We start from the raw sequence: 24,340 nt of genomic DNA, 5'->3' as shown, positions 1-24,340 counted from the left end.
GCGGCAGCAGCGGTGGCTGCGGCAGCAGCAGCATCGGCGGCGGCAGCGGCAGCATCGGCGGCGGCAGCGGTGGCAGTGGCAGTGGCAGTGGCGGCGTCCATCGCTGTGGCCACCGCGCTGCCAGCAGCCCGACCAACGACCGTCACCCCGCCAATGGCCACCGCGGTCGCGGCCGCCACCGAGCTTCCCCTTCTGCGCGATGGCGGCCGGGCATGCACGCACGCAGCTACCTGAGCCGGCTCAGCCACCACCCACTTAGCCATCACCCGGCCCGCCCCCACCCTCTCAGCGATCACCCGGCAAGTCCGCGCCCTCTCAGCGATCGCCCGCTCAGCCACCGGCCGCACAGCGAGCGCTCGGTCACGCACCAGCCGCCCAGTCAGGACCCGGGCAGTCACCAGTCGCTCGGTCGTCGCCTGCTCGGTCACCGTCCGCTGAGTCATGGCCCCTCGCACCGGATCGCAGACCGACCGCGCCCGACCCCGAGGCAGGCTGCAACGCACCTCCGCCCCCAGCCCCGGCACCGATCACCACGCGACTTGGTGAGCAATCCGGCAATCTGGCTGCTCCGACGCTCACTCGCCTGGTTCCGGTGCTGTCTGCAAGCCGGTCTCCCGCACTCGCCGTTTCCTCGGCCGCAAGCCGGGCTCCTGCTCCGGTCACCAGAATGGGCGCCACCCTGGCTGATGGCCCGGCCACAGGATTGGCGAGAGAACAGCCTCACCCACGAGTTCCTGCCATGGCCCCCGAGCCGACCGCCCATCCGCCGAACGCAGCTGGCGTTGTTGATCGCGACCGTATTGGTACTCCCACTGCCCGGTCTGATCGCGGGACCGGCTCGAGCCGCCAGCACACAGGAGGCCAGCGCCCACCTTCTCGCCACGCAGGCCAAGGCGGCCACCCCGAACGAGAGCGAGACGGCCACCCCGAACGAGAGCGAAGCGATCCTCCCAAACCCGAGTGAGGCAATCGGCTCCAACGAGGCCGAGACAGCCGCCGCACACAATGGCGCCGCACGCACCAGCGTCGCGCGTAATGACGTCGCACGCGCTGCCGTCGCGGAGCTGCCCGGGCAGGCACCCGTGGCACAGGAGGGCCGGCTGGCCTGGCCCTTGTCACCGCGGCCGCAGGTCACGCGGTACTTCGAGGCGCCCGAATCGCCGTATGGGCCGGGGCATCGAGGGGTCGACCTGGCGGCGGCGCCTGGGCAGGAGGTCCTCGCCGCGGACGTGGGCGTCGTCGTGTTCGCGGGGCAGGTCGCGGGCCACGGGGTGGTGTCCCTGGACCACGACGGTGGCCTGCGCACCACCTACCAGCCCATCACCCCGACGGTCACCACCGGCCAACAGGTCTACCGCGGACAGCCGCTGGGCACTGTCACACCGGGTCATCCGGGCTGTTCCGTCGCCGCTTGCCTGCACTGGGGCGCCCGCCGCGGCGCGGAGTACGTCGACCCCCTCGCCCTGACCGGCGCGCCCGGCCGGGTGCGCCTCAAGCCGTGGGGAGGTGGGCCCTGACTCCAGAAGCCGCAGCCTCAGCCCGGCACGCGGCAGCTAGGTGGCCGGCTGCTCGACGAGCTTGGCCCGCAGCCGCATCACCGCGCGGGTGTGGAGCTGGCTGACGCGGGACTCCGTCACGCCCAGGACCTTGCCGATCTCGGCGAGGGTGAGGCTTTCGAAGTAGTACAGGCTGACCACGATCTTGTCCCGCTCGGTCAGCTGGGCGATGGCCTCCGCGAGCTGCCTGCGGTTGTCCTGGTCGACGAGGACGGCGACCGGGTCGACGGCGCCGTCGTCGGGGAGGGTGTCGACCAGCGAGCCGCTGTCCTTGCCGGCCGAGACCAGGTCCTCGAGCGCCACGACGCTGGTGAGCTGCAGCTGCCCGTAGAAGTCGCGCAGGTCGTCGAGGCTGACGCCGAGTTCGGTGGCCAGCTCGGAGTCCGTCGGGGCGCGGTGCAGGCGCGCGCCGAGGCGCTCCAGGGCGCGCTCGGTCTCCTTGGCCTTGCTGCGCACGGCTCGCGGCACCCAGTCCTGGGCGCGCAGGTCGTCGAGGATGGCGCCGCGGATGCGCTGCATCGCGTACGTCTCGAAGCGCAGGCCACGGGCCGGCTCGAACTTCTCGATGGCGTCGACCAGGCCGAAGATGCCCGACTGCACGAGGTCGCCCACGTCGACGTGCGTCGGCAGGCCGGTGCCGACGCGGCCCGCGACGTACTTGACCAGCGGCGCGTAGTGCAGCACGAGCCGATCGCGCGAGGTCTGGTCCGGCTGGTCGGCGAACTGCTGCCACAGCGCCTGGATCCCCGCGTCGACGTCATAACCAGGACGCCCGTCGGCGGTGACGGCGTCCTCGGCGCCGGGGGTGCTCACCCCGGTTTCCGTGGCAGGAGGCGTGGAACTCATTGCACGGTCGTTCTCGGCATGCGGGTCAGTATGGTCTCCGTGCTCGTGCGGATGCGCGTGCGCCGCCGGTTCGGCCCCGGCTTTTCCGGCCGAGTCGCCACCGGCCTCGTCAGGCCCGTGGGTGGGCTCGGTCATGGATCGCCTTCAGCCGATCGACGGTCACGTGAGTGTAGAGCTGGGTCGTGGCAAGCGTAGCGTGACCGAGCAGTTCCTGAACGCTCCTGAGATCGGCACCTCCCTCCAGCAGATGTGTTGCGGCCGAATGCCGCAGTCCGTGCGGCCCCATGTCCACCGCGCCCGGCACCGCGGCGACCGCCTCGTGCACCACTCGCCGCGCGGCCCGCGGATCGAGCCGGTTGCCGCGAACGCCCAGGAAGAGCGCGTGCGCGGCCCGTTCCGAGACCAGTTCCGGGCGCCCTGCCTCGAGCCACGCGGTGAGCGCCCCGGCCGCCGGGACGCCGAACGGGACCATCCGTTCCTTGTCCCCCTTGCCGATCACGGAGACGACGCGCCGGGGGAAATCGACCGCGCCGACGTCCAGTCCGCACAGTTCCGACACCCGAATTCCAGTCGCATACAGCAGCTCGACGATCGCGCGGTCACGCAGGGCGACCGGATCACGCTGGGCGGCGCCGGCCTCGGACGCCCGCATCAGCTCGTCCGCCTGGTCCTCCCGCAGCACCCCCGGCAACGTCCGGTGCGCCCGCGGCGCGGCGAGCCGCCCGCCCGGATCCGCCTTCAGCACGCCTTGGCGGTGGGCCCAGGCCGTGAACGTGCGCGCCGACGCGGCCCGGCGGGCCAGCGTCGTCCGACCAGACCCTCCTGCGCGCTGCCTGGCGAGCCAGGCTCGCAGCAGCCCGATGTCGAGTTCGGCGAACCCGCGCACCGGGCCGTCCTCCCCCTCGGTCAGGAACGCCAGCAGGGACACGACATCGCCGACGTACGCGCGCACGGTATGCGGCGACAGGCCACGCTCCAGCGTCAGATGCCGCTCGTAGTCGGCGACGACCGACCGCACGGCCGGCGGCAACCCCTCCCGGAGCGCGTGCAGATCCACACGCGGCGGGCCCTTCCGGTGCCCGGCCGGTCGAGCGGCTGCGTCGCGGCGGACGCTCCCTGACGGCATGGCGATCACGCTGCGCGAACTCCCGCCATTGGTCAAGCATCGCCACGCGGGGCGGGCCGTTCACGACGGGTTCCCTTGCGGCGCCGAGCGGATGATCCGGCGCCACCCGGTCGCCCCGCGCATGGCGAACCCGTCGAGTTCCAGCTCCGGCAGCACCGCTCTGACCCGCGAGACCGGGATCCCCGACTCCGCGGCGACCTCGTCGGCCGACCGGCCGGCGCGCGGTACCAGCGCCTCGTAAACGCGCATGGCCTCTTTTCCGAACCCGTCCGTCGGACGCGGTTGCGGGGTGGCTTCCTTCGGCGGCGGGCCGAAGCGGCCGACGGTGTCCAGCACTTCGTCGACGTTCGCGACGAGCGTGGCCTTGCAGTCGCGGATCAGGTCGTGGCAGCCGGCCGACGTGCGTGAGTGGACCGGGCCGGGCATGGCCATCACGACTTTGCCGAGTGCGCCCGCCGTGGTCGCGGTGTTGCGCGCGCCGCTGCGGCGGCCGGCCTCGACGACCACGGTGCCGTCGGTGAGGCCCGCGATCAGCCGGTTGCGGACGAGGAATCGGTACCGCGCGGGCGGCGTGCCGGGCGGGTACTCGCTGATGACCGCGCCATCGTGGTCGGCCATCTTCTTCAGCAGTCCTTGGTGACCGGCCGGGTAGTCGACGTCCAGGGCGCACCCCAGCACCGCGACGGTCACGCCGCCGCCCGCGAGCGCTCCGCGATGGGCGGCCGCGTCGATGCCGATGGCGGCACCGGAGAAGAGCGGCACTTGTCGCGATGCCAGGCCGTAGCCGAGTTCTCCCGCGTTGTTCTGGCCGTAGTTCGAACACATCCGCGCGCCCACGACGGCCACGGCGCGATCCGCCACCAAGCCGAGCGACACCGATCCCCGCACCCACAACGCCAGCGGCGGAGCGACGTCCGCGACGCCGTCGTGAGTGGCGACCGTGAGCGAGTGCAACGGCCAGGCCGGCCAATCGTCGTCCCCGGGGATCACCAGGCGGGCACCGATCTTGGCGGCTTCCGCGAGATCCTGCTCGGCGAGTTCGACGTCTTTGCGGGCCGCGGTCTCCTTGCGCACCTTCGCTGGGCAGTCACCGGTGCGGACGCGCTCCGCGGCCTCGACGGGACCGCGCGCTGCCACGAAGGCGACCAGCGCCGGCGCGGGCGGCTCGGCGACGCGCAACAGGTACGCGCTGGCAAGGCGCTCGGCTTCGCGGGAAGTGGCCTGACCGGCTGCCCGGGGCGCGATGCTCATGCGGCGCTCCCTCTGGGTCCTGACGCGGGCTGAACGGCGAGGGGGTGCAGCGGAGCGGAGGCCAGGGCACGCACGGGGCCGAGGCGCGCGCGGACTTGGGCGGGGTCGATTTCCCGGCTTGCGGGCGGCTGCGGGACGAGGTGCAGGTGGCGCGGCTTGCGCGTGTCGGCGTGCTGGTGGCCGGCAGGGCGAGGACGGGTGGGGTGGGTCATGGGAACTCCATTCAGGGAATCGGGACTTGCAGTGAAGCGAGGTAAGCGACAGTGGGCGGTGTGCGAACGCGGGACCGCATAGCAGGGGCCGGGCGGCGAGACGGCACGGGCGACAGCGGGCGGCCCGTGAAGGCGAGCCTCGGGGCGAACACGAAGCGGAACGCACGACAGCGAGCGGCGAGCGAGCAGGAGGCGGAGCGAGCGACGGCCGGTGGCCTGCGAAGGCGAACGGCGCGCGAGCGCGAAGCGGAACGCATGACAGCGAGCGGCGCGCGAAGCCGAGCGGCGCGCGAGCCGGCGGAGGAACGCACGGCAGAGCGCGGCGAGCGAAGGCATGCGGCGAGCGAGCACGAGACGGAGCGAGCCACGGACGACAGCCCGCGAGGGTGGGAACAGCAGTGGCGGGAACAGCTGAGGTGGGCCGGCGGATCATGCGACTGCCCGTTCGCGGAAGTCGAGGGCGGCGGAGACGTGGTCGGCGGTGGGGTGGGGGGTGCCGGCCAGGTCGGCGAGGGTCCAGGCGATGCGGAGGCAGCGGTCGGCGCCGCGGGCGGTCAGGGCGCCTTTGGTGAGGGCTCTGTCCAGTAGGGCGGTGGTGGTCGGGGGCAGCAGGAACTCGCGGCGCAGGGACGGGCCCGGGACTTCCGAGTTCGACTGCCAGCCGTGGGCTTGCCAGCGGTGGGCGGCGCGGTCGCGGGCCGACTGGACGCGGGCGCGGACCGTGGCCGACGGTTCCGGGGTGGGGGTCAGGTGGGCGGACATGGCGGTCAGCGGGCGCAGGCTGACGCGGAGGTCGACGCGGTCCAGCAAAGGGCCGGAGAGGCGCGCGAAGTAGCGGCGGCGGGCGAGAGGTGAACAGGTGCAGTCGATCTCGCGCGGCTGGGCGCAGGGGCACGGGTTGGTCGCCATCACGAGCTGGAACCGCGCGGGATAACGGACCGCGCCCTTCACCCGCGCGATGCGGACCTCGCCCTCTTCGACGACGGTGCGCAGCGAGTCGAGCCGCTCGGGGCCGAATTCGCAGACCTCGTCCAGGAAGAGCACACCCCGGTGGGCCCGGCTGATCGCGCCGGGCACGGCGAGGCCGCTGCCGCCGCCGATCAGAGCCGCGACGGTGATCGAGTGGTGCGGGGCGACGAAAGGCGGGACGGTGACCAGCGGCGACGACTTCGACAACGTGCCGTCCACCGAGTGGACCGCCGTGACCTGGAGCGCCTCCTCCGGTGAGAGCGGCGGCAGCAGGCCCGGCAGCCGCTTCGCGAGCATGGTCTTCCCGACGCCGGGCGGACCGGTCAGGAGCAGGTGGTGGCCGCCCGCGGCCGCGACCTCCAGCGCCCACCGCGCCTCCGGCTGGCCGACGACGTCGATCAGGTCCGGCACCGCGGGCGGGTCCGGGAGCGCCGGTTCGGGCCGCGGCTCCAGCTCGCCCTCGTCCTTCAGCCACGCCACCAGGTCGGCCAGGCGCGAGACCCCGGCGACCTCCAGGTCCTCGACCAGCGCCGCCTCCCCCAGCGACTCCGACGGGACCAGCGCGCGCTCGTACCCCGCGGCCCGCGCCGCGAGCAGACCGGGCAGGACACCGCGGACGGGCCGGATCCGGCCGTCCAGCGCCAGCTCGCCGAGCAGGATCGTGCGCAGCAGCTTCGTGGCCGGCACGGCGCCGGTGGCCGCCAGCACCGCCGCCGCGATGCCGAGGTCGTATCCCGAGCCCACCTTGGGCAGGTTCGCCGGCGACAGCCCCAGCGTCACCTTGCCGTCGGGCCACGGCTGGCCCGAATTCCGCACCGCCGAGCGCACGCGGTCCTTCGCCTCGCGCAGGCCCGCGTCCGGCAGGCCGACCAGCGTCACGCGGCTCAGCCCGCCGCCCAGGTCCGCCTCGATCTCCACCACCCGGCCCTCGATCCCGAGCAGGGCCACCGACCACGCCTTCGCCAGCGGCATCAGAACGCCCCCGGGAGGTGCCGCACCGTCGGCTGCCCGCCGACCGGCGCGAAGACCGTGACCACGTCGTACCGCGTGCGGCACCAGCCGATCCGGAACGCCCGCAGCCACTGCTCCGCCGCCTTGCGCACGCGATCGACCTTCTCCGGCGTGACGGACTCGGCCGGGGTGCCGTAGTCGTCGCCAGAGCGGGTCTTCACCTCGCAGAACACCACCCGGTCGCCCTCGGCCAGCACCAGGTCCAGCTCGCCTTCCCGGCAGCTCCAGTTCCGGCTCAGCAGGACGAGCCCCGCCTCCTGGAGGTGCCGCGCCGCCAGGTCCTCACCCCAGCGGCCGAACTCGCGACGCCACAGCGCGCGCCGCCGAAGACTGTCCTTCATCGTGGCCCCCTCACCCGTCCCGCGACCATCACGGAACGTGTGAAACCACATTCGCAAAGTAACCAGGCCCGCCACCAGAGCCGGAAAACCAACCTGTGGACAACCGGGCCACTGTGGAAAACCCACGCGACAACCGGCACCCGAGCCCGAAACTGTCAGACCCCTGTGCTCGGGAACGCGCTGAAGGCCGCCCGGAACAGGTCCGGACGGCCTTCAGCGCGCAGGAAGAATCAGCCCGAGAACGGGCCGTCCTCGGGCAGCCGGAGGTCCGGCTTGTCGAGTTCCTCCACGTTGACGTCCTTGAACGTGATGACCCGGACGTGCTTGACGAACCGGGCCGGGCGGTACATGTCCCAGACCCACGCGTCCGACATGCGGACCTCGAAGTACACCTCGCCACCACCGTCACGCACCTGCACGTCGACGGCGTTGGCCAGGTAGAACCGACGCTCGGTCTCCACCACGTACGAGAACTGGCCGACGATGTCGCGGTACTCGCGGTACAGCGAGAGCTCCATCTCGGTCTCGTACTTCTCGAGATCCTCTGCGCTCATGAAATCCGCGCCCCTCCTCGCGTTCGTCTTGCTGCTCCGGCGGCGGAGCGTTCATTCTTACCCACCGAGCTGGCCAGGGCACGGACCGGCACGCTCGGGTTCTCCAAGGCAGCGTAGGTGAGCACGACCGGATGCGGTGGGGTGAGGCCGTGCCGGGCCGCCGCGGTGGCCACATTCGTGTAGGACCAGCGGTGCGCCGGGCTGGGCCCGTGCTCGTCCAGCGCCGCCAGGTGGTCGGCCGTGCTGTAGCCCTTGTGCACGTCGAAGCCGTAATGCGGCAGCTCGCCGTGCAGGCCCTTCATGATCCGGTCCCGGGTCACCTTCGCGAGCACCGACGCGGCCGCGATGCTGGCCACGCAGCGGTCGCCCTTGATGACGGCGACGTTGGGGGCCGGGATGCCGGGGACCGGGAAGCCGTCGGTGAGCACATACCCGGGATGGTCGCGCAGCGCGGCGACCGCCCGCCGCATGCCCTCCAGGTTCATCACCCGGATGCCGAGCAGGTCGACCTGTTCGGACGGGATGACGATCACCGCGTAGTCGACCGCGCGCTTGAGGACCTGGTCGTAGACGCGGTCGCGGGCCTTCGCCGTGAGCATCTTCGAGTCGGTCAGCTCCGGCAGCCGGGCGCCGTCGCCGGGGCGCAGCACACACGAGGCGACCACCAGCGGCCCGGCACACGCGCCGGCGCCGGCTTCGTCCACTCCGGCGACGGGCCCGAGGCCGCGACGGTCGAGCGCGCCCTGCAAGCCCCACAGCAGTTCGCCGCGCACCACGGCGCGCGGCGGCCGGAGTGGTTCGGCCGGGGGGCGGGGAACGGGAACGGTCACAGCTGCACTACCCGTCTGACGACTCTGCTCGGGCGGAGCACGCTAGCGTCTCCGGCCGGCCGCCTTGCGGATGCCCGTCTTCACACGCCGTCCGAGGAAGAGCGTGGGGACGGCTCCGGCGATGCCGACACCGAGCGGCAGGCCTTCCTGCCAGGCCGGGGCGCCGAGCGCGACCGGCTGGGCACTCGCCTGCGGGTTGTGGTCGGTGATGCCGCCCCAGCGGCTCGGCGGGAGCACGATGATCCGGGCCTTGCCGATCACGTCGTCGACCGGCACCGCGCCGTTGGGACCGCCGCCGCCCTGGTACCGCGAGTCGGCGGAGTTGTTGCGGTTGTCGCCCATCACCCACAGCGCGCCCTGGGGCACCTTCACCGGGGCGAAGCTCTCCTGGACCGCGTGGTCCGGGTTCTCCCAGTGGACGTACGGCTCGTCGAGCGCCTTGCCGTCCACGATCACGCGGTTCTGCGGATCGCAGCACTGCACGGTCTGGCCGCCGGTGGCGATCACGCGCTTGACGAAGTCGCGCTCGTCCGGCGGCGCGAAGCCGACCAGCGAGCCCAGCCCGCGCAGCGCGCGGACCACGATGTTGCCCGACTCCTGGGGCATGATCTCGTTCTCGGTCCACGCGGGCGGGCCCTTGAACACGATCACGTCGCCCGGCGACGGGTCGGTGAAGTCGTACGTGACGCGGTCGACCAGGATGCGGTCACCGGTGCAGCCGGGACAGCCGTGCAGCGTGGCCTCCATGGACCCCGAGGGGATCATGTAGACCTTGGCCAGGAACGCCTGGATCAGGATCGTGAGCACCAGTGCGATCACGATCAGGATCGGCAGCTCCTTCCAGAACGACCGCTTCTTCGAGGACTTGCCTCGCCGGTGGGAGCCCCGACGCTCCTCGGAGCGGGACAGCCGGGGCTGGTCCTCGTCCGAGCGGTCGGGGTCATCCTCAGCGGCGTTCTGGGGCACGGGTTCGACCACGTCGCCAGGCTACCGGTAACCGCTCCGCCACTCAGCGGGCAGAGGTGGTCTCGCGGTTCTCGCGGCGCTCCTTGATCTTGGCCTTCTTGCCGCGCAGGTCGCGCAGGTAGTAGAGCTTCGCGCGCCGCACGTCGCCGCGCTTGAAGACCTCGATCTCGGCCAGGTTCGGCGAGTGCACCGGGAAGGTGCGCTCGACGCCGACGCCGAACGAGACCTTGCGGACCGTGAAGGTCTCGCGGATCCCGCCGCCCTGGCGACGGATCACGACGCCCTGGAAGATCTGGTTGCGCTCGCGGTTGCCCTCGATGACGCGGACGTGAACCTTGAGCGTGTCGCCCGGGCGGAAGGCCGGGATGTCGGAACGCAGTGACTGCGCATCCAGCGCGTCCAGGGTGTTCATCGGTGGTCCGTCCTCGTCATTTCGTATGGCTTGGGTACTACGTCTCCCCGGGCGCGCAGCACTGCTGCTGCGTCTCACCCAGGGGCTGATGGCGGGCTCGTGAACGAGGCGGTCCACTCACGCCAACCGGTCAAGTATGGCAGAGGCGCGGGTGCTCGCTTCGCACGGGGTCTAGCCGAGGTCCTCGCCGAGCCCGTCGAGAACCTCGTGATCACGACGGTCCAGGCTACCCTCCGGCAACCGGGCCAGGAGATCCGGGCGGCGCCGCGCGGTCCGGACGAGCGCCTCGTCGCGTCGCCACCGGTCGATCAGCGCGTGGTTGCCCGAGCGCAGCACGTCCGGCACCGCCAGTTCGCGCCACACCTCGGGGCGGGTGTAGCTGGGGCCTTCGAGCAGCCCGTCGGAGAAGGAGTCCTCGGCCGCCGACCGCGCGTTGCCGAGCACGCCGGGCAGCAGCCGGACCACGGCCTCCACCATCACCAGCACCGCGGCCTCGCCGCCGACCAGCACGTAGTCGCCGATCGAGACCTCGTCGACGGGCATCCGCCGCGCCGCGTCGTCGACCACCCGCTGGTCGATGCCCTCGTAGCGGCCGCAGGCGAAGACCAGGTGCTCTTCTTCGGTGTACGCGTGCGCCAGCTCCTGCGTGAACGGCCGCCCGGCCGGCGTCGGCACGACCAGCCGGCTGCCCTCGCCGCAGACCTCGTCGAGCGCGGGGCCCCAGATCTGCGGCTTCATCACCATGCCGGGCCCGCCGCCGTACGGGGCGTCGTCCACGGCGCGGTGCACGTCGTGGGTCCACTCGCGCAGGTCGTGCACGCCGACCTCGATCAGGCCGCGGTCGATGGCGCGGCCGAGCAGCGCGGCGCGCAGCGGGTCGAGGTACTCGGGGAAGATCGTGACGACGTCGATGCGCACCGGGTCACCAGTTCCAGTATTCGGTGGCCTCGGCGTGCCAGGGCGACGGCACCTGCTGGTCGATCGCGAAGGCCATGCCGAGGCCCTTGGCGATCTTGATGTCCCGGCGCAGGGTCTCGCGGATCGGCGCGCCGGCGGGCAGGCCGTTGTTGTCAGACCACGATTCGCTCTGCGTGACGCAGGTCCGCGCGCCGAACCGGGCCGAGCTGCACGGCGCGGGCGCGCCCCAGGTCTGCGCGTGCCGGAACTGGAAGCTCTTGCCGCTGCTCTGCTCCGTGACGGTCCCGTTCGCGACCAGCCGGTAGTCCTCCGACGGCACGGTCCACTGGACGTAGTGCTGCCGCCCGCCGTCCGACGGGAGCGGGGTGCAGGCCGTGCCGTGGCAGAGTTCTTCGCTGGTCACGCGCTGGGTGTAGTACGTGCCGTTGCCGCCCCAGCCGTCGAGCAGCACCCAGTCGCCGTCGCGCAGGAAGTGCTCCGCGTACGACGGCGGCCAGGTTTTCGGGTCGCCCCAGGAGATCTGCGACTCGGTGGCCGACTGCGGCGACCAGGCCCACTGGAACGCCTGCTCGCCGGGCGGCGCGTACTGGCCCGCGCTGCGGCTGAACATCAGGGAGAAGTCGCCGTACACCGGCGCGGCGGCCTGGGCCGCGGGCGCGGTCAGCGACGCGCAGCCGAGCACCACGGCACCGAACACCAGAAAGCGGGACACGGCGGCGCGGGCGCGAAGGGAAAGGGTCAACTCAGTCCTCGTCCAGGAGGCCTTCCGGTGGGTCGAGGACCACCCGCCCGCCCGCGACGTCCACCGTCGGCACGATGGCCAGCACGAACGGGACCAGCACCTCGCGGCCGTCCACGTCCAGTTCCAGCAGCTCGCCCGCGGGCGAGTGCACGACCTCGACCACCTTGCCGACCACGGTGCCGTCGGCCAGCTCGGCACGCAGGCCGGTCAGCTCGTGGTCGTGGAACTCGTCCGGGTCGTCGATCGGCGGCAGGTCGGCGGTGTCGACCACCAGCAGGGCGCCGCGCAGGGTCTCCGCGACGTCCCGGGTCAGCACCTCGTCGAAACGCACCAGCAGCCGCCCGCTGTGTTCGCGGGCGGCTGCGATGGTGAGTTCCCTCTTGCTGCCGTCACGCAGCTTCGTCGTGACCGCCGAACCGACCTTGAACCGCTCTTGCGGCGAGTCCGTGCGCACGTCCACCGCGAGTTCCCCGCGGATCCCGTGCGCCTTGGCGATCCGGCCGACTACGACGTCCATCCGAATACGGCCGGGTCAGCGGTCGGTGTCGACGACGTCCACCCGGACGCCGCGGCCGCCGATGCCGCCCATGACGGTGCGCAGGGCGGTCGCGGTACGACCGCCCCGGCCGATCACCTTGCCGAGGTCATCGGGGTGCACGTGCACCTCGAGCGTCCGGCCACGGCGCGTGGTCAGCAGCTCGACCCGGACCTCGTCCGGGTTGTCGACGATCCCGCGCACCAGGTGCTCGAGGGAGTCAGCGAGAAAACTCACTCGGACTTCTCGCCCTCAGCGGCTTCCGCCTTCTCGGCCTCGGCCTTCTTCGGGGCGGACTTCTTCTTCGGCGTGGTGGCCTCGGTGGAGGGCTCCTCGCCGGCCGCGGCCAGCGCCGCGTTGAACAGGTCCTGCTTGGACGGCTTCGGCTCGGCCACCTTCAGGGTGCCCTCGGCGCCCGGCAGGCCCTTGAACTTCTGCCAGTCGCCGGTGACCTCGAGGATGCGCTGGACCGGCTCGGTCGGCAGCGCGCCGACGCCCAGCCAGTACTGCGCCCGCTCGGTGTCGACCTCGATGAAGCTCGGCTCTTCCTTCGGGTGGTACTTGCCGATCGTCTCGATGGCCTTGCCGTCCCGGCGGGTGCGCGCGTCGGCGACGATGATGCGGTAGTACGGCGCACGGATCTTGCCGAGGCGCTGCAGCTTGATCTTGACGGCCACGGGTGTGGGTACTCCTCAGTTCTCTCTGGTGCGAGTGTGAGCGCCCGTCAGCCGAGTGGGGACACGGCCGAGGGCACCCGAAGGTCAGGAGCTCCCGTGCGGTGAGAGGGTCCGACGGAAGCAGGCAAGCGAACATTCTGCCAGACGGCCGTGACGTGCCTGCACACAGGCCGGGAACAGTGCCGGGAAAAGCTCAGAACGAGGACAGCCCGAGCGCGCCGAACAGGATCGCGACGGCGGGCAGGAAGTTGTTCACCGCGTGCGCCACGACGCTGCCGGCCAGCCGTCCCGTCGCGAACCTGGCGAGGCCGATCGGCACGGCGATGACCAGCAGGAGCGTGGTGCGCAACGGCTCGAGGTGGCTGGCCGCGAACACCGCCGTGGACAGCAGGAACGCGGCGATCCGGCCCCAGCGCTCGCTGCGCCACTGGAGCCGTTCGACCGCGCCCCAGAGCAGCCCGCGGTAGATGATCTCCTCGCAGATCGGGCCGGCCAGCCACAGGTAGACGAACATCACCACGGCCGCGGACACCGACATCTTCCGGTCGTCGATCAGCGCGCTGATCGCGGACGTCGCGTCCGCGTTGCCGACCAGCTCGGTCCAGACGTAGGCGCTCAGCGAAGTGAGCACCAGCCCGAGCAGGCCGAACTTGAGGCCGGCCTTCACGTCCGACCAGCGCCAGCGCAGGCGCAGGTCGATCACCGGGCCGTTGCCCCGCAGGCTGGTGGCCAGCACGGCGACGCCGGCGGCGATCATCGTCGGCAGCATCGTGCCGAGCAGCACCGTCCGGATGGGCAGCGGCTGACCGGGCGCGGGGTCGCCGACGAGCACGCTGACGAACGCGGCCGAGGCCAGCAGCACGGCCTCGACGAGCAGGAAGGCGCCGAACCCCCAGCGGTGCGGCGGGAACTCGCGCGGCAGGCCGGCCAGTTCCTCCGCCGCGTCCGGAGTGCCCGGAAGTGGTTCCCGTGGCTGGGAAGTCGTCACGCCGGCCCTCCGGTGATCGCTCGGCTCACCGTCCGAGCCTAGCCGCCGGCAAGACTTCGCACAGTACGCAGTCGATCACAGCCGATGATCAATGCCCGACGAGCAGCAGCACGGCGGGCGGCAGGTTGTTGGCCGCGTGCGCGACCACACTCGCCCCGACCCGGCCGGAATAGTGCCGCGCCAGCCCGAGCACCAGGCCCTGGCCGAACAGCGCGATCGTGCGCGTCGCCTCGCCGTGCAGCTGCGCGAACACCAGCGCGGTCAGCACGAGCACCACCCACGACGGGACGCGGTACGCGGCCAGCGCCTTCCAGAGCGTGCCGCGGACCAGCAGCTCCTCGGTCAGCGGCGCGGCGATCACCACGATCAGCGCGGCCGGGACGAGCCACGCCGGGCTGCCGTCGGCGTTGTCGGCGAGGTCGGTGAGCGGGCTGTCGGACACCGCGTCGGCGCCGTAGACGGCGATCTCGGCGAGGTTCAGCACGTAGCCGACCACCAGCGCGAGCGCGCCGAAGGCGAGGCCGATCCGCACGTCGCGCCAGGTGGGCACCAGGCCGAAGTCACGGCGGATTCCCTCGCCGTAGCGCAGGGAGCCGAGCACGGGGCCGAGGCCCAGCATCAGGTTCGGCAGGAACGCCAGCAGGAGCAGCGGGCCGGCCGGCAGCTGCAGCGGGTCGAGTTCGCCGGTCTGGCGGTTGAGCGCGACCGTGGTGATCAGTGTGACGAGGTGGTAGCCCGCGACCCCGGCGAAAAACGCCGCGAAGCCCCAGTGGGCGCCCAGCACCCGTCTGCCACCGTCGTCGTGAGCCACGGCCGCAACGCTAAAGCCTTGAGCTGGCAAGGAAAACAGCGGGGTCAGGCGAAGACCGCGCCGCCGAGGACGATGTGGGCCGGGTGGCGCAGGACGGACAGGTCGGCCCGCGGGTCGGCCGGGTAGACGATCAGGTCGGCCGGCGCTCCGTCGGCGATGCCGGGGTGGCCCAGCCACTCGCGGGCGGCCCAGGAGGCGCTCGCGAGGGCCTGCTCACGGGACATGCCGGCGTGGTGCAGGGCCTCGACCTCGTCGGCGATCCGGCCGTGGGCCACCATGCCGCCGGCGTCGGTCCCGGCGAACACGCGCACGCCCGCCTCGACGGCCGAGGACACCATTTCGCCGACGCCCGCGTGCAGGGCCCGCATGTGCGCCGCGTAGACCGGGTACTTCTTGGCCTGGTCGGCGATGCCGGGGAAGTTCTCGATGTTGACCAGGGTCGGCACCAGCGCGACTTCGCGCCGCGCCAGCTCCGCGAGCTGGTCCGGGTTCAGCGCCGTGCCGTGCTCCAGGCAGTCGATCCCGGCGGCGATCAGGCCCGGGAGCGCGGCCTCGCCGAAGACGTGCGCCGTGACGCGCGCGCCCAGCCCGTGCGCGATCCCGATGGCCTCGGCCAGCACGTCGTCCGGCCAGAGCGGCGCGAGGTCGCCCTCGCCGCGGTCGATCCAGTCGCCGACCAGCTTCACCCAGCCGTCGCCGTCACGCGCCTGCTCGGCGACGGCCTCGGGCAGCAGCGCCGGGTCGTCCAGCTCGATGGCGAAGCCCGGCACGTACCGCTTCGGCAGCGCGAGGTGCCGTCCGCAGCGGATGATCGTGGGCAGGTCCGCGCGGGCCTGCAACGGCCGGACGTCCAGCGGGAGCCCGCAGTCGCGGATCAGCAGCGTGCCCGCTTCGCGGTCGGTCACCGCCTGTTCGGCGGCCTCGGCGACCCCGACCGGGCCACGCGGGCCGAGGCCGGGGTGACAGTGCGCGTCGACCAGGCCGGGCAGGAGGAAGCCCTCGTCCACCAGCGTCTCGGCGCCGCGCACCGGCGTGAACGAGATCCGGCCGTCCTCGATCCACAGCTCACGCGGCTCGCCGTCGGGCAGGACGGTGCCGCGCAGGTGCAGCGCGCCCACCTCAGTTGTTCTTGGGGTTCTTCGGCAGCTTGAACTTCGTCGGGTCGAAGCCCGGGACGTCGTTCATCCCGCCGAGCTGCGACAGGTCCGGCATGCCACCGCCCTGCGGCGGCATCGGCATCCCGCCCGGGGGCAGCATCGGCATGCCGCCGGGCATCCCGCCGCGGACCTTGGGCTGGGTGGGGCCGCGCCCCTTGCCCTTCTTCCCCTTCTTGCCCTTGCGGTTCTTGCTGCCGCCGCCACCGCCGCCGAAGCCGAACCGCCCGGCCATCTGCGCCATCATCTTGCGCGCCTCGAAGAACCGGTTGACCAGGTCGTTCACGTCGCGGACGGCGACGCCCGAGCCGTTCGCGATGCGCAGCCGGCGGGACCCGTTGATCAGCTTCGGGTCGTCGCGCTCGGCCGGGGTCATGCCGCGGATGATGGCCTGCAGCTTGTCCAGGTGCTTGTCGTCGACCTGGGCGAGCTGGTCCTTCATCTGCCCGGCGCCGGGCAGCATGCCGAGCAGGTTGCCGATCGGGCCCATCTTGCGGACCGCCAGCATCTGCTCGAGGAAGTCCTCCAGGGTCAGCTGGCCGCTGGACAGCTTCTCCGCGGCCTTCTCCGCCTGCTCCTGGTCGAAGTGCTGCTCGGCCTGCTCGATCAGGGTCATCACGTCGCCCATGCCCAGGATGCGCGAAGCCATCCGGTCCGGGTGGAACGTGTCGAAGTCCTCGAGCTTCTCGCCGTTGGACGCGAACAGGATCGGCTGGCCGGTGACCTCGCGGACGCTCAGCGCGGCACCACCGCGGGCGTCGCCGTCGAGCTTGGTCAGCACCACGCCGGTGAAGCCGACGCCGTCGCGGAACGCCTCGGCCGTGGTCACCGCGTCCTGGCCGATCATCGCGTCGACCACGAACAGGATCTCGTCGGGCGAGACCGCGTCGCGGATGTCGGCGGCCTGCTTCATCAGCTCTTCGTCGACGCCCAGCCGTCCGGCGGTGTCGACGACCACGATGTCGTGCTGCGCGTGCTTGGCCTCTTCGATGGCGCGGCGGGCCACGTCCACCGGGTCGCCGACGCCGTTGCCCGGCTCCGGGGCGAACGTGGTGACGCCGGCGCGCTCGCCGACCACCTGCAGCTGCGTGACGGCGTTCGGGCGCTGGAGGTCGCAGGCGACCAGCATCGGCGCGTGGCCCTGCTTCTTCAGCCACATCGCCAGCTTGCCGGCCAGCGTGGTCTTGCCCGCGCCCTGGAGGCCGGCGAGCATGATCACCGAAGGCGGGTTCTTGGCCAGGTTCAGCCGGCGGGTCTCGCCGCCGAGGATGCCCACGAGCTCCTCGTTGACGATCTTGATCACCTGCTGGGCGGGGTTCAGCGCCTGCGAGACCTCGGCGCCCTTGGCCCGCTCCTTGATCCGGGCGATGAACTCCTTGACCACCGGCAGCGCGACGTCCGCCTCCAGCAGCGCGATGCGGATCTCGCGCGCGGTGGCGTCGATGTCGGCGTCGGACAGCCTGCCCTTGCGCGAAAGCGTCTGCAGGGCAGAGGTGAGCCGATCGGAGAGGGTGTCGAACACGGGTGTGCACGCTCCAGCTGGGTCGTCGTTGCGTACCGGGCTCACGCGTGGCGGGCCCCGGCAACCTCCGAGGGTAGCCGCTCCGGCCGATCGGCCTCGCGGGTACGCGAACCTTCCCCGGAAGGTTACTACGCCCATGCGTAATAACCTGAGGACCGACTCTGAGCCAAGGCAAGAAAATTACTCGACTCCCTCGCGAAAATCGTTAAACATCTGCGTATGACTTCTTCCACGGTGCGGCGTCCGACGCTCACCGAACCGGCCGCCGACACCGACGAGAACGTGCCGTTCGGCCGCATCGCCGCGCTGTTCCGGCCGCACCGCGGGCCGATGGCGGCGCTGTTCGCCCTCCTGGTGCTCCAGGCGGGGCTCGGCGTGGTCTCGCCGTTCCTGCTGCGCGCGATCCTCGACGACGCGCTGCCGCACCGGGACACGCTGCTGATCAGCCTGCTGGCGGCCGGGATGATCGCCGCCTCGCTGGGCAGCGGCGCGCTCGGCGTGGCGACCACCGGCCTGTCCAACACGATCGGGCAGCGGGTGATGAACGAGCTGCGCGTGGCCGTCTACGGGCGGCTGCAGCGGATGTCGCTCGGCTTCTTCACCCGGACGAAGACCGGCGAAGTGCTGTCTCGGGTGTTCAACGACATCGGCGGCGTCGACAACGTGATCACGACGACCGCCGGGTCCGTGGTGCAGAACGGGACCGCCACCGTCGCCATCGCCGTGGCGCTGGTGGTGATGGACTGGCAGCTCGCCCTGCTCTCGCTGGTCGTCGTGCCGTTGTTCCTGCTGTTCACGCTGCGGCTGGGCACCAAGCGGCGGGCGCTGGCGCGCGGCCGGACCCGGCGGATGGCCCGGCTGACCACGCTGGTCGAGGAGTCCCTCTCGGTCACCGGCGTGCTGCTGGCGAAGACGATGGGCAACGAGCGGGACATGCGGGCGCGCTTCGCCGCGGAGTCGAAGGAGATCGCGAGCCTGGAGCGTGACGCCGCGCTGGCCGGGCGCTGGCAGCGGGCGTCGCGGACGATGAGCCTGACGATCATCCCCGCGCTGGTCTACTGGATCGCCGGGCTCGCGCTGGCGGGCGGCGCGACGCCGTTCTCGCTCGGCACCGTGGTCGCGTTCACCAGCATGCTGAACCGGCTGCTGGCGCCGGCCACCGCGATGCAGTCGGTGGGGCAGAACGTGGCGACGTCGAAGGCGCTGTTCGGGCGGATCTTCGAGGTGCTGGACCTGCCGGTGGAGATCGGCGACCGGCCGGGCGCGCGCGAGCTGGAGGTGGGCGGCGGCCGCGTCGCCATGCGCGGGGTGTCGTTCCGCTACGACGAAACCGGGCCGTGGACGCTGCACGACATCAACCTCGACGTGCCGGCCGGGACGACCACGGCGCTGGTCGGGTCCACCGGCTCGGGCAAGACCACGCTGGCGTATCTGGTGGCGCGGCTTTACGAGGTGACCGAGGGCTCGGTGTGCGTGGACGGCGCCGATGTCCGCGACGTCACGCTGGCTTCGCTGGCCAAGGGCGTCGGGCTGGTTTCGCAGGAGACCTATCTGTTCCACGCGACGGTGCGGGAGAACCTGCGCTTCGCGAAGCCGGACGCCACCGACGAAGAGCTGGAGAGAGCCGCGAAGGCCGCGCACATCCACGACACGCTCACGGCTCTGCCCGACGGTTACGACACGGTCGTCGGCCAGCGCGGTTACCGGTTCTCCGGCGGGGAGAAGCAGCGGATGGCGATCGCGCGGATCCTGCTGCGCAGCCCGCCCGTGCTGATCCTCGACGAGGCGACGAGCGCGCTGGACAACCGCACGGAGCGCTCCGTGCAGGCGGAGCTGGACCGCCTCGCCGCCGGGCGCACCACGCTCACCATCGCGCACCGGCTGTCCACTGTGGAGCACGCGGACCAGATCGTGGTGCTGGACGCCGGCCGGATCGCCGAGCGCGGCACGCACGCGGAGCTGCTGGCGCTCGACGGCCGGTACGCGCGGCTGGTGCGCGGGGAAATCGCCTAATGTGACCATATGACCGAACTCGATGCGCCCGCCCGCGCCGACGAGCTGGCGTCGCTGGCGCGCGTGGTCCGCGAAGGGGTCGGCCGGCTCAACTGGCGGATGCGCACCGAGGCCGACGCGCCGGCACCCGGCCCGACGGTGCTGGCCGTGCTTTCGCGGCTTTACCGCGGCGGGACCCACACCCCGGGCGAGCTGGCGGAGGCCGAACGGATCCACCCGCAGTCCCTGACGCGCGTGCTGGCGTCGCTGACTTCGCGCGAGCTGATCACGCGGGCCCCGGACCCGTCGGACGGGCGACGCTCGCTGCTGGACATCACCGCCGCCGGACGGGCCGTGCTGCGGGAGTACTCGGTGCAGCGGGAGCGGTGGCTGGCGTCGGCGATGGACCGCACGCTGAGCCCTACCGAACAGCAGCTGCTGCGGCTGGCCTCGGAGCTGCTCGTGCGTGTCGCCGAAGCCTGAAACCGTTGGCAGGCAATGAGAAACGGGGCCCCGGGAACCGACCCCTCCCCGGACCGGTCCCAGGACCCCGCGTGGCCCCCAGGGGTTCCGGGACGCGGCCGCTCCCCAACGGCCGGCCCCGGAACCTTGGCGGAAGGACTCACCTCCCCGGGAGCCTTCCGCCGCGTGCACACCGGCGGGACCTGCTCGCCCCGCTCGCCGGACCCCCAGTACCGGGCGAGTGGCTTTCCGCCGTGTGTTGGGGAGAAGCCTGCCCGAGACGGCCGCGCGTGGGCAGCGTGAAGACCCCCAAGAAGGGCTACGTAGAACTACTCAATCCCCGCCTCGACGCCGCTTTCCGCGCCGCCGCCCTGGCCCGTGCGGCCATCGCCGCAGCCGCGCGGGCCGTCTCGACCGGCGCGGGGTCCGAGTCGACTGTCCTCTGCTGCAACGCCATCAGCAAGCGGGTGACGCCTTCGTCCTGTTCGCGCCCGGTCGGTCGTTCGACGTCGCCGCCTTCCGCCTTCGCGCGGACCAGCGCCTCCAGTGCTTCGCGGTGCTCGTCGGTGTACGAGGCGAAGTCGGCACGCAGCTCTTCGATCAGGTTCACGGCGCGTCGCAGCTCGCCGCGCCGGAGATCGACGTCCTCGTGGAGGAACGGGAAGTCCAGCCGCCGCACCTCGTCGGGCCAGAGCAGGGTTTGCAGCACGATCGTCTGGTCGCGAACGCGCAACGCGCCGAGCGTCTCGCGACGCCGCAAGGCGACCTTCACGACGGCCACCCGCTGCGTCTCGAGAAGCGCCGTCGCCAGCAGCACGTACGGCTTCGTCCCCGCGGGCTCGGGCTCCAGGTAATAGCTCTTCGCGAAGCAGACCGGATCGATGTCGTCGGCCGGCACGAAGCCGTGTACGTCGATCGTGTCCGGCGAAGGCGAGGGCAGGCGCGCGAGGTCGTCTTCGGTGAGCACCACGACGTCGCCGCCCGGCACCGGGTACCCCTTGACGATCTCCGCGTCCGGCACGTCCGCGCCGTCGACCTCGCACACGCGGCGCACCCGGACGCGCCCGCCGTCCGGCTCGTGCACCTGGTGCAGCGGGACGGCGTGCTCCCCCACCGCGCTGTACGCCTTCACCGGAATGGCGTAGTCGCCGAATCCGATCGTGCCCTTCCACACCGCGCGCATCCCGACACCTCCGCAGCTCCAAGGCTAGGGAACGACGTCGTCGCGGCGACAGCTACAAACGGGTGTCAGGCCCCGCGGATTCGCTCACACATTCGAACGACGGCTCGGCCTCGGCGAGGGCCTCCGCCGAACAGCCCACCGCGCACGCCGCCGCCTGGAGCACTTCGGTGACCACCTCGACGTCCACGGTCGCGGCCGCGGCCAGCGCGCCACTGCGGGCGTCCACCCGCCCGGCGAGCCCGGCCAGCGCGTGGGCGAGCGCGTGCTGCCCGGCGACCAGCTGGGTGACGACCTCGGAGATCTCCGCGAGCGTCGCCGTCTGCCCGTCACTGCGCAACGACCCGGCCAGCTCTTCCGCACACGACCGCAGATGCGCCGCGACCACTGTCGGCGGCAGGGAAAGCCTCGGGAGATTCCGCTCGGGACCCTGCACCGCCCACCCCCGCCCTCCGCACAGCTGCTCCGGACCCGCGCCATATTGCCACCGGCGTCGGCCGGTGCAGCCACGACACCCCGAACGTGTGACGGCGGCTCTCGCGGTGGCCGGGGTTCTTGCTGTCTACGGTGACGTCATGGCTGATCACCTGCTCGTCACCACGACCACGCCCGACCGGGAATCGGCCGCGAAGATCGCCTCGTCGGCGGTCGCGGCGAAGCTGGCCGCCACGACGCAGGTGCGCGGCCCGGTGGCGTCCTACTTCTGGCACCTCGGCGAGGCCGGCGAGGTGCCAGAGTAGATCGCGACGTTCAAGACGACGGACGCGCGGTACGACGCGCACATCGTCGCCGAACACCCGTGGGACAAGCCGGAAGTGGCCGCCATCGAGCTGGCGCGGGGGTCTGCGGACTACCTGCGATGATCCGTGCGAGCGGCCGGGACGACGCCACTCCGCTGGCCAGCTCGTGCGCGCGCGAAGCGTCGCGGCGGATGCGTTCCGGCAAGAGCTCCTTCACGGGTTAAGAAGAAGCAGCGAGCACCGCTTCCTCCACCTTGGCCCGCCAGGCGGCGTCGATGCGGCCTGAGCGCGGGGTCACGGCGAAGGAGTCCACCACGGCGCCGCCGAGGGTGGCGACCTTCGCCCAGCGGACTTCGGCCTCGCAGCGGCGGAAGGCGCCCGCCACGCGGAAAAGCAGGCCGATGCGGTCCGCCGCGCGCAGTTCGAGGACCACGGTGTCCGAGCCGCTCGTCTCGTCGTCGAACCACAGCACCTTCGGCGACACCGACCGGGCCGACGGCGACGAGTAGTCGCGCTCCTTCGCCGCCAGGCGTTGCGTCAACGGCATCGTGCCCGCCACCGCGCGCGCGAACTGCTCGCGCAACAGCGCCGGGTCCGGTAGCGAACCGAACTTCGGCGACGCCGTGAAGACGCCCGCGCGGCCGCCGTCGTGGCCGCGCAGGATCGCGGCGTGCACCTCCAGCGAGTTCAGCGCCAGCACGCCCGCTGCGGGAGCCAGCAGCTCCGCGCGCGCCGGCACGGCCAGCACCACGGTGACGACCTTGCCGTGCGCGGTGATCCGGACCTCGCCGGTACCCGAGCGGACAGCCGCGGCCACCAGCTCGCGCTGCTCGGCGTCCATTGGCTCCGGCGCCGAGAAACCCTTGCCGTGCAAGACTTCCTCGCAGCCGGAGACCAGCTCGGCGAGCAGCCGGGCCTTCCAGTCCGTCCAGACGCCGGGGCCGGTGGCCAGCGAGTCCGCCTGCGTCAGCGCGTGCAGCAGGTCCAGCAGCACCACGCTGCTGTCCAGCGTCTTCACCACGCGCGAGACCGTCGCCGGGTCGCCGATGTCGCGCCGGGTCGCGGTGTGCGGCAGCAGCAGGTGGTGGCGCACCATGGCCGAAACCGTCGCGACGTCGGCGTCCGGCAGGCCGAGCCGCTTCGCGACCTGGGCGGAGATCTTGGCGCCCAGCTCGGAGTGGTCGGCGTCGCGGCCCTTGCCGATGTCGTGCAGCAGCGCGCCGATCAGCAGCAGGTCCGGGCGCGCCACCGTGGTGGTCAGCTTCGAGGCCTCGACACACGCCTGCACCAGGTGCCGGTCCACCGTCCACTGGTGCACCGGCGAGCGCGGCGGCAGGTCGCGCACCGCGCCCCACTCCGGGAACAGCCGCGCCCAGAGCCCGGTCCGGTCCAGCGCCTCGACGGCGTCGACCAGGCCCTCGCCCGCACCCAGCAGCTCCACGAGCGCGTTCAGCGCGTCCGGCGGCCACGGCGCGCGCAGCTCGGGCGCCGATTCCGCCAGCGCGCGCAAAGTGCCGTGCGCGATCGGCTTGCCGGTTCGCGCCGAAGCGGCCGCGACCCGGAGCAGCAACGCCGGGTCCTTGGCCGGCACCGCGTCCCGCGCGAGCGAGACCTCCGCGCCGTGCAGCACGACGCCCTCGGCCAGCGGCGTCCGCGAGGGACGCCGCCCGAACCGGGCCTTCGGTGGCTCCACAGTGGACCGCAGCGCCACGTCGACCGCGTACGCGATCGTCCGGCCGGCCCCGGAAAGCTTGCGCGCCAACGTGAACCGGTCGCCGAACCCGAGCTCGGACGCGACCAGCTGGGCCTCCGGGGCGCTGAGGATGTCCCGCTCCCGCCGCAGTTCCCGACGCAGCTCGGTGCGAACGTCGAGCAGCAGTTCCTTGGCCGCCAGCAGCTCCTCGCCCGGGCGGGCCGTCAGCTGCGCGGCAGCAAGCGCTTCCAGCACGGCGAAGTCACGCAGCCCGCCCCGCCCGTGTTTCAGGTCGGGCTCGGCCGACTGCGCGATCTCGCCGCTGCGCCGCCACCGCCCGCGGACGGACTCGGCCAGCTCGTCGAGCCGCTTGCGGGCCGTCCGCCGCCACTGGTCGCGCGCCGCGGACGCCAGCCGCTCGGCCAGCTCGGCGTCACCGGCGAGGTACCGGGCGTCGATCAGGCCGAGCGCCGTGCGCAGATCCTCCGAAGCGACTTTCAGCGCTTCGCCGGGAGTCCGCACCGAATGATCCAGCCCGACCCGCGCGTCCCACAGCGGGTACCACAGCGCGTCGGCTATCTCACCGACGCGCGAGTTCCCGTTGTGCACGAGCACCAGGTCGAGATCGGAGAACGGCACCAGCTCCCGCCGCCCGAGACCGCCGACGGCGACCAGCGCGACACCCGGTTCCGCGGTGTCCACGCCGGCCGCCGAGGCCCCCTTCCCGAGCCAGAATTCGTACAGGTCGACCAGGGCCGCCCGCAGTGCGGACGCCCCCAGCCGGCCGTGCCTGCCCTCGAGCAACCGCTCGGTGGCCTGAGCGAGCTCACCCCCGTGCGACATGTCCTCGCG

Annotated in this window: 25 protein-coding genes; 4 read left to right on the top strand and 21 right to left on the bottom strand. The window is 72.2% G+C overall.

Annotation, left to right across the window (positions count from 1 at the left end):
• The first annotated feature begins 1,064 nt into the window (after window positions 1–1,064).
• Window positions 1,065–1,517, top strand: coding sequence for a murein hydrolase activator EnvC family protein (locus BMY97_RS48725; protein WP_245787595.1), 453 nt, complete (start codon window positions 1,065–1,067; stop codon window positions 1,515–1,517).
• 36 nt (window positions 1,518–1,553) lie between these two features.
• Here the strand turns inward: BMY97_RS48725 and BMY97_RS31185 are convergent, their stop codons facing one another.
• The 18 genes from BMY97_RS31185 to ffh all read right to left on the bottom strand — a co-directional run bounded on the left by BMY97_RS31185 (window position 1,554) and on the right by ffh (window position 17,421).
• Window positions 1,554–2,402 carry a FliA/WhiG family RNA polymerase sigma factor gene (locus BMY97_RS31185; RefSeq protein WP_091623702.1) on the bottom strand — a complete coding sequence of 283 codons (849 nt, stop codon included), beginning with the start codon at window positions 2,400–2,402 and terminating at the stop codon, window positions 1,554–1,556.
• A 109-nt stretch (window positions 2,403–2,511) separates the two neighbouring features.
• Window positions 2,512–3,528: a tyrosine recombinase XerC gene (locus BMY97_RS31180; RefSeq protein ID WP_091623779.1), complete on the bottom strand. Its 1,017-nt coding sequence runs from the start codon at window positions 3,526–3,528 to the stop codon at window positions 2,512–2,514.
• A gap of 60 nt (window positions 3,529–3,588) precedes the next feature.
• On the bottom strand, window positions 3,589–4,779 hold the full coding sequence (gene dprA, locus BMY97_RS31175) for a DNA-processing protein DprA (protein ID WP_091623699.1): 1,191 nt from the start codon (window positions 4,777–4,779) through the stop codon (window positions 3,589–3,591).
• Between the two features lie 641 nt (window positions 4,780–5,420).
• On the bottom strand, window positions 5,421–6,932 hold the full coding sequence (locus tag BMY97_RS31165) for a YifB family Mg chelatase-like AAA ATPase (RefSeq protein ID WP_091623694.1): 1,512 nt from the start codon (window positions 6,930–6,932) through the stop codon (window positions 5,421–5,423).
• On the bottom strand, window positions 6,932–7,312 hold the full coding sequence (locus tag BMY97_RS31160; RefSeq protein WP_091623691.1) for a YraN family protein: 381 nt from the start codon (window positions 7,310–7,312) through the stop codon (window positions 6,932–6,934). The genes BMY97_RS31165 and BMY97_RS31160 overlap by 1 nt, the downstream gene beginning before the upstream one ends.
• A 230-nt stretch (window positions 7,313–7,542) precedes the next feature.
• Window positions 7,543–7,866: a DUF2469 domain-containing protein gene (locus tag BMY97_RS31155; RefSeq protein ID WP_003096226.1), complete on the bottom strand. Its 324-nt coding sequence runs from the start codon at window positions 7,864–7,866 to the stop codon at window positions 7,543–7,545.
• Window positions 7,863–8,642 (bottom strand): ribonuclease HII, encoded by a 780-nt coding sequence (locus BMY97_RS31150; RefSeq protein WP_091623689.1) that lies wholly within the window; start codon window positions 8,640–8,642, stop codon window positions 7,863–7,865. The genes BMY97_RS31155 and BMY97_RS31150 overlap by 4 nt, the downstream gene beginning before the upstream one ends.
• A gap of 96 nt (window positions 8,643–8,738) precedes the next feature.
• Window positions 8,739–9,674 carry a signal peptidase I gene (gene lepB, locus BMY97_RS31145; RefSeq protein WP_091623686.1) on the bottom strand — a complete coding sequence of 312 codons (936 nt, stop codon included), beginning with the start codon at window positions 9,672–9,674 and terminating at the stop codon, window positions 8,739–8,741.
• A 31-nt stretch (window positions 9,675–9,705) separates the two neighbouring features.
• Window positions 9,706–10,074, bottom strand: coding sequence for a 50S ribosomal protein L19 (gene rplS, locus BMY97_RS31140; RefSeq protein ID WP_091623683.1), 369 nt, complete (start codon window positions 10,072–10,074; stop codon window positions 9,706–9,708).
• Window positions 10,075–10,245: 171 nt separating this feature from the next.
• Window positions 10,246–10,992 carry a tRNA (guanosine(37)-N1)-methyltransferase TrmD gene (gene trmD, locus BMY97_RS31135; RefSeq protein ID WP_091623681.1) on the bottom strand — a complete coding sequence of 249 codons (747 nt, stop codon included), beginning with the start codon at window positions 10,990–10,992 and terminating at the stop codon, window positions 10,246–10,248.
• A 4-nt stretch (window positions 10,993–10,996) separates the two neighbouring features.
• Window positions 10,997–11,734 (bottom strand): hypothetical protein, encoded by a 738-nt coding sequence (locus BMY97_RS31130; RefSeq protein ID WP_245787590.1) that lies wholly within the window; start codon window positions 11,732–11,734, stop codon window positions 10,997–10,999.
• 1 nt (window position 11,735) lies between these two features.
• Window positions 11,736–12,251, bottom strand: a complete 516-nt coding sequence (gene rimM, locus BMY97_RS31125) for a ribosome maturation factor RimM (RefSeq protein WP_091623678.1) — start codon at window positions 12,249–12,251, stop codon at window positions 11,736–11,738.
• 15 nt (window positions 12,252–12,266) lie between these two features.
• Window positions 12,267–12,506: an RNA-binding protein gene (locus BMY97_RS31120; RefSeq protein ID WP_003103110.1), complete on the bottom strand. Its 240-nt coding sequence runs from the start codon at window positions 12,504–12,506 to the stop codon at window positions 12,267–12,269.
• The gene (rpsP, locus tag BMY97_RS31115) at window positions 12,503–12,946 is read right to left on the bottom strand and encodes a 30S ribosomal protein S16 (protein WP_091623675.1); all 444 of its coding nucleotides are present in this window, start codon (window positions 12,944–12,946) and stop codon (window positions 12,503–12,505) included. The genes BMY97_RS31120 and rpsP overlap by 4 nt, the downstream gene beginning before the upstream one ends.
• A gap of 193 nt (window positions 12,947–13,139) precedes the next feature.
• Entirely contained in the window at window positions 13,140–13,934 is a 795-nt protein-coding gene (locus tag BMY97_RS31110; RefSeq protein WP_091623673.1) for a CPBP family intramembrane glutamic endopeptidase, read from the bottom strand.
• 88 nt (window positions 13,935–14,022) lie between these two features.
• A complete protein-coding gene (locus BMY97_RS31105; RefSeq protein WP_091623670.1) occupies window positions 14,023–14,745 on the bottom strand; it encodes a CPBP family intramembrane glutamic endopeptidase in 723 nt (240 codons plus the stop codon).
• 44 nt (window positions 14,746–14,789) lie between these two features.
• Entirely contained in the window at window positions 14,790–15,863 is a 1,074-nt protein-coding gene (locus tag BMY97_RS31100) for an amidohydrolase family protein (RefSeq protein ID WP_091623667.1), read from the bottom strand.
• A 1-nt stretch (window position 15,864) separates the two neighbouring features.
• Window positions 15,865–17,421, bottom strand: a complete 1,557-nt coding sequence (gene ffh, locus BMY97_RS31095; RefSeq protein WP_091623664.1) for a signal recognition particle protein — start codon at window positions 17,419–17,421, stop codon at window positions 15,865–15,867.
• 219 nt (window positions 17,422–17,640) lie between these two features.
• On the opposite strand from ffh, the gene BMY97_RS31090 reads away from it, so the two are divergent.
• The gene (locus BMY97_RS31090) at window positions 17,641–19,434 is read left to right on the top strand and encodes an ABC transporter ATP-binding protein (protein ID WP_091623662.1); all 1,794 of its coding nucleotides are present in this window, start codon (window positions 17,641–17,643) and stop codon (window positions 19,432–19,434) included.
• 9 nt (window positions 19,435–19,443) lie between these two features.
• Window positions 19,444–19,896: a MarR family winged helix-turn-helix transcriptional regulator gene (locus BMY97_RS31085; protein WP_091623659.1), complete on the top strand. Its 453-nt coding sequence runs from the start codon at window positions 19,444–19,446 to the stop codon at window positions 19,894–19,896.
• Window positions 19,897–20,194: 298 nt separating this feature from the next.
• Here the strand turns inward: BMY97_RS31085 and ku are convergent, their stop codons facing one another.
• Both ku and BMY97_RS31075 read right to left on the bottom strand, forming a co-directional pair.
• Window positions 20,195–21,058: a non-homologous end joining protein Ku gene (gene ku / locus BMY97_RS31080; protein WP_091623656.1), complete on the bottom strand. Its 864-nt coding sequence runs from the start codon at window positions 21,056–21,058 to the stop codon at window positions 20,195–20,197.
• Window positions 21,059–21,110: 52 nt separating this feature from the next.
• A complete protein-coding gene (locus tag BMY97_RS31075) occupies window positions 21,111–21,491 on the bottom strand; it encodes a hypothetical protein (RefSeq protein WP_091623653.1) in 381 nt (126 codons plus the stop codon).
• A 139-nt stretch (window positions 21,492–21,630) separates the two neighbouring features.
• Here BMY97_RS31075 and cutA point away from each other — a divergent pair, with 139 nt between their 5' ends.
• On the top strand, window positions 21,631–21,795 hold the full coding sequence (cutA, locus tag BMY97_RS48720) for a divalent cation tolerance protein CutA (RefSeq protein WP_245787589.1): 165 nt from the start codon (window positions 21,631–21,633) through the stop codon (window positions 21,793–21,795).
• 220 nt (window positions 21,796–22,015) lie between these two features.
• Here the strand turns inward: cutA and BMY97_RS31065 are convergent, their stop codons facing one another.
• Window positions 22,016–24,331 carry a [protein-PII] uridylyltransferase gene (locus tag BMY97_RS31065; RefSeq protein WP_091623650.1) on the bottom strand — a complete coding sequence of 772 codons (2,316 nt, stop codon included), beginning with the start codon at window positions 24,329–24,331 and terminating at the stop codon, window positions 22,016–22,018.
• Between the last annotated feature and the right edge of the window lie 9 nt (window positions 24,332–24,340).

Source organism: Amycolatopsis saalfeldensis (assembly GCF_900110575.1).
Classification (GTDB): Bacteria; Actinomycetota; Actinomycetes; order Mycobacteriales; family Pseudonocardiaceae; genus Amycolatopsis; species Amycolatopsis saalfeldensis.
Note: the sequence above shows the minus strand (reverse complement) of the source record. Positions and strands in the feature narration are given on the sequence as shown.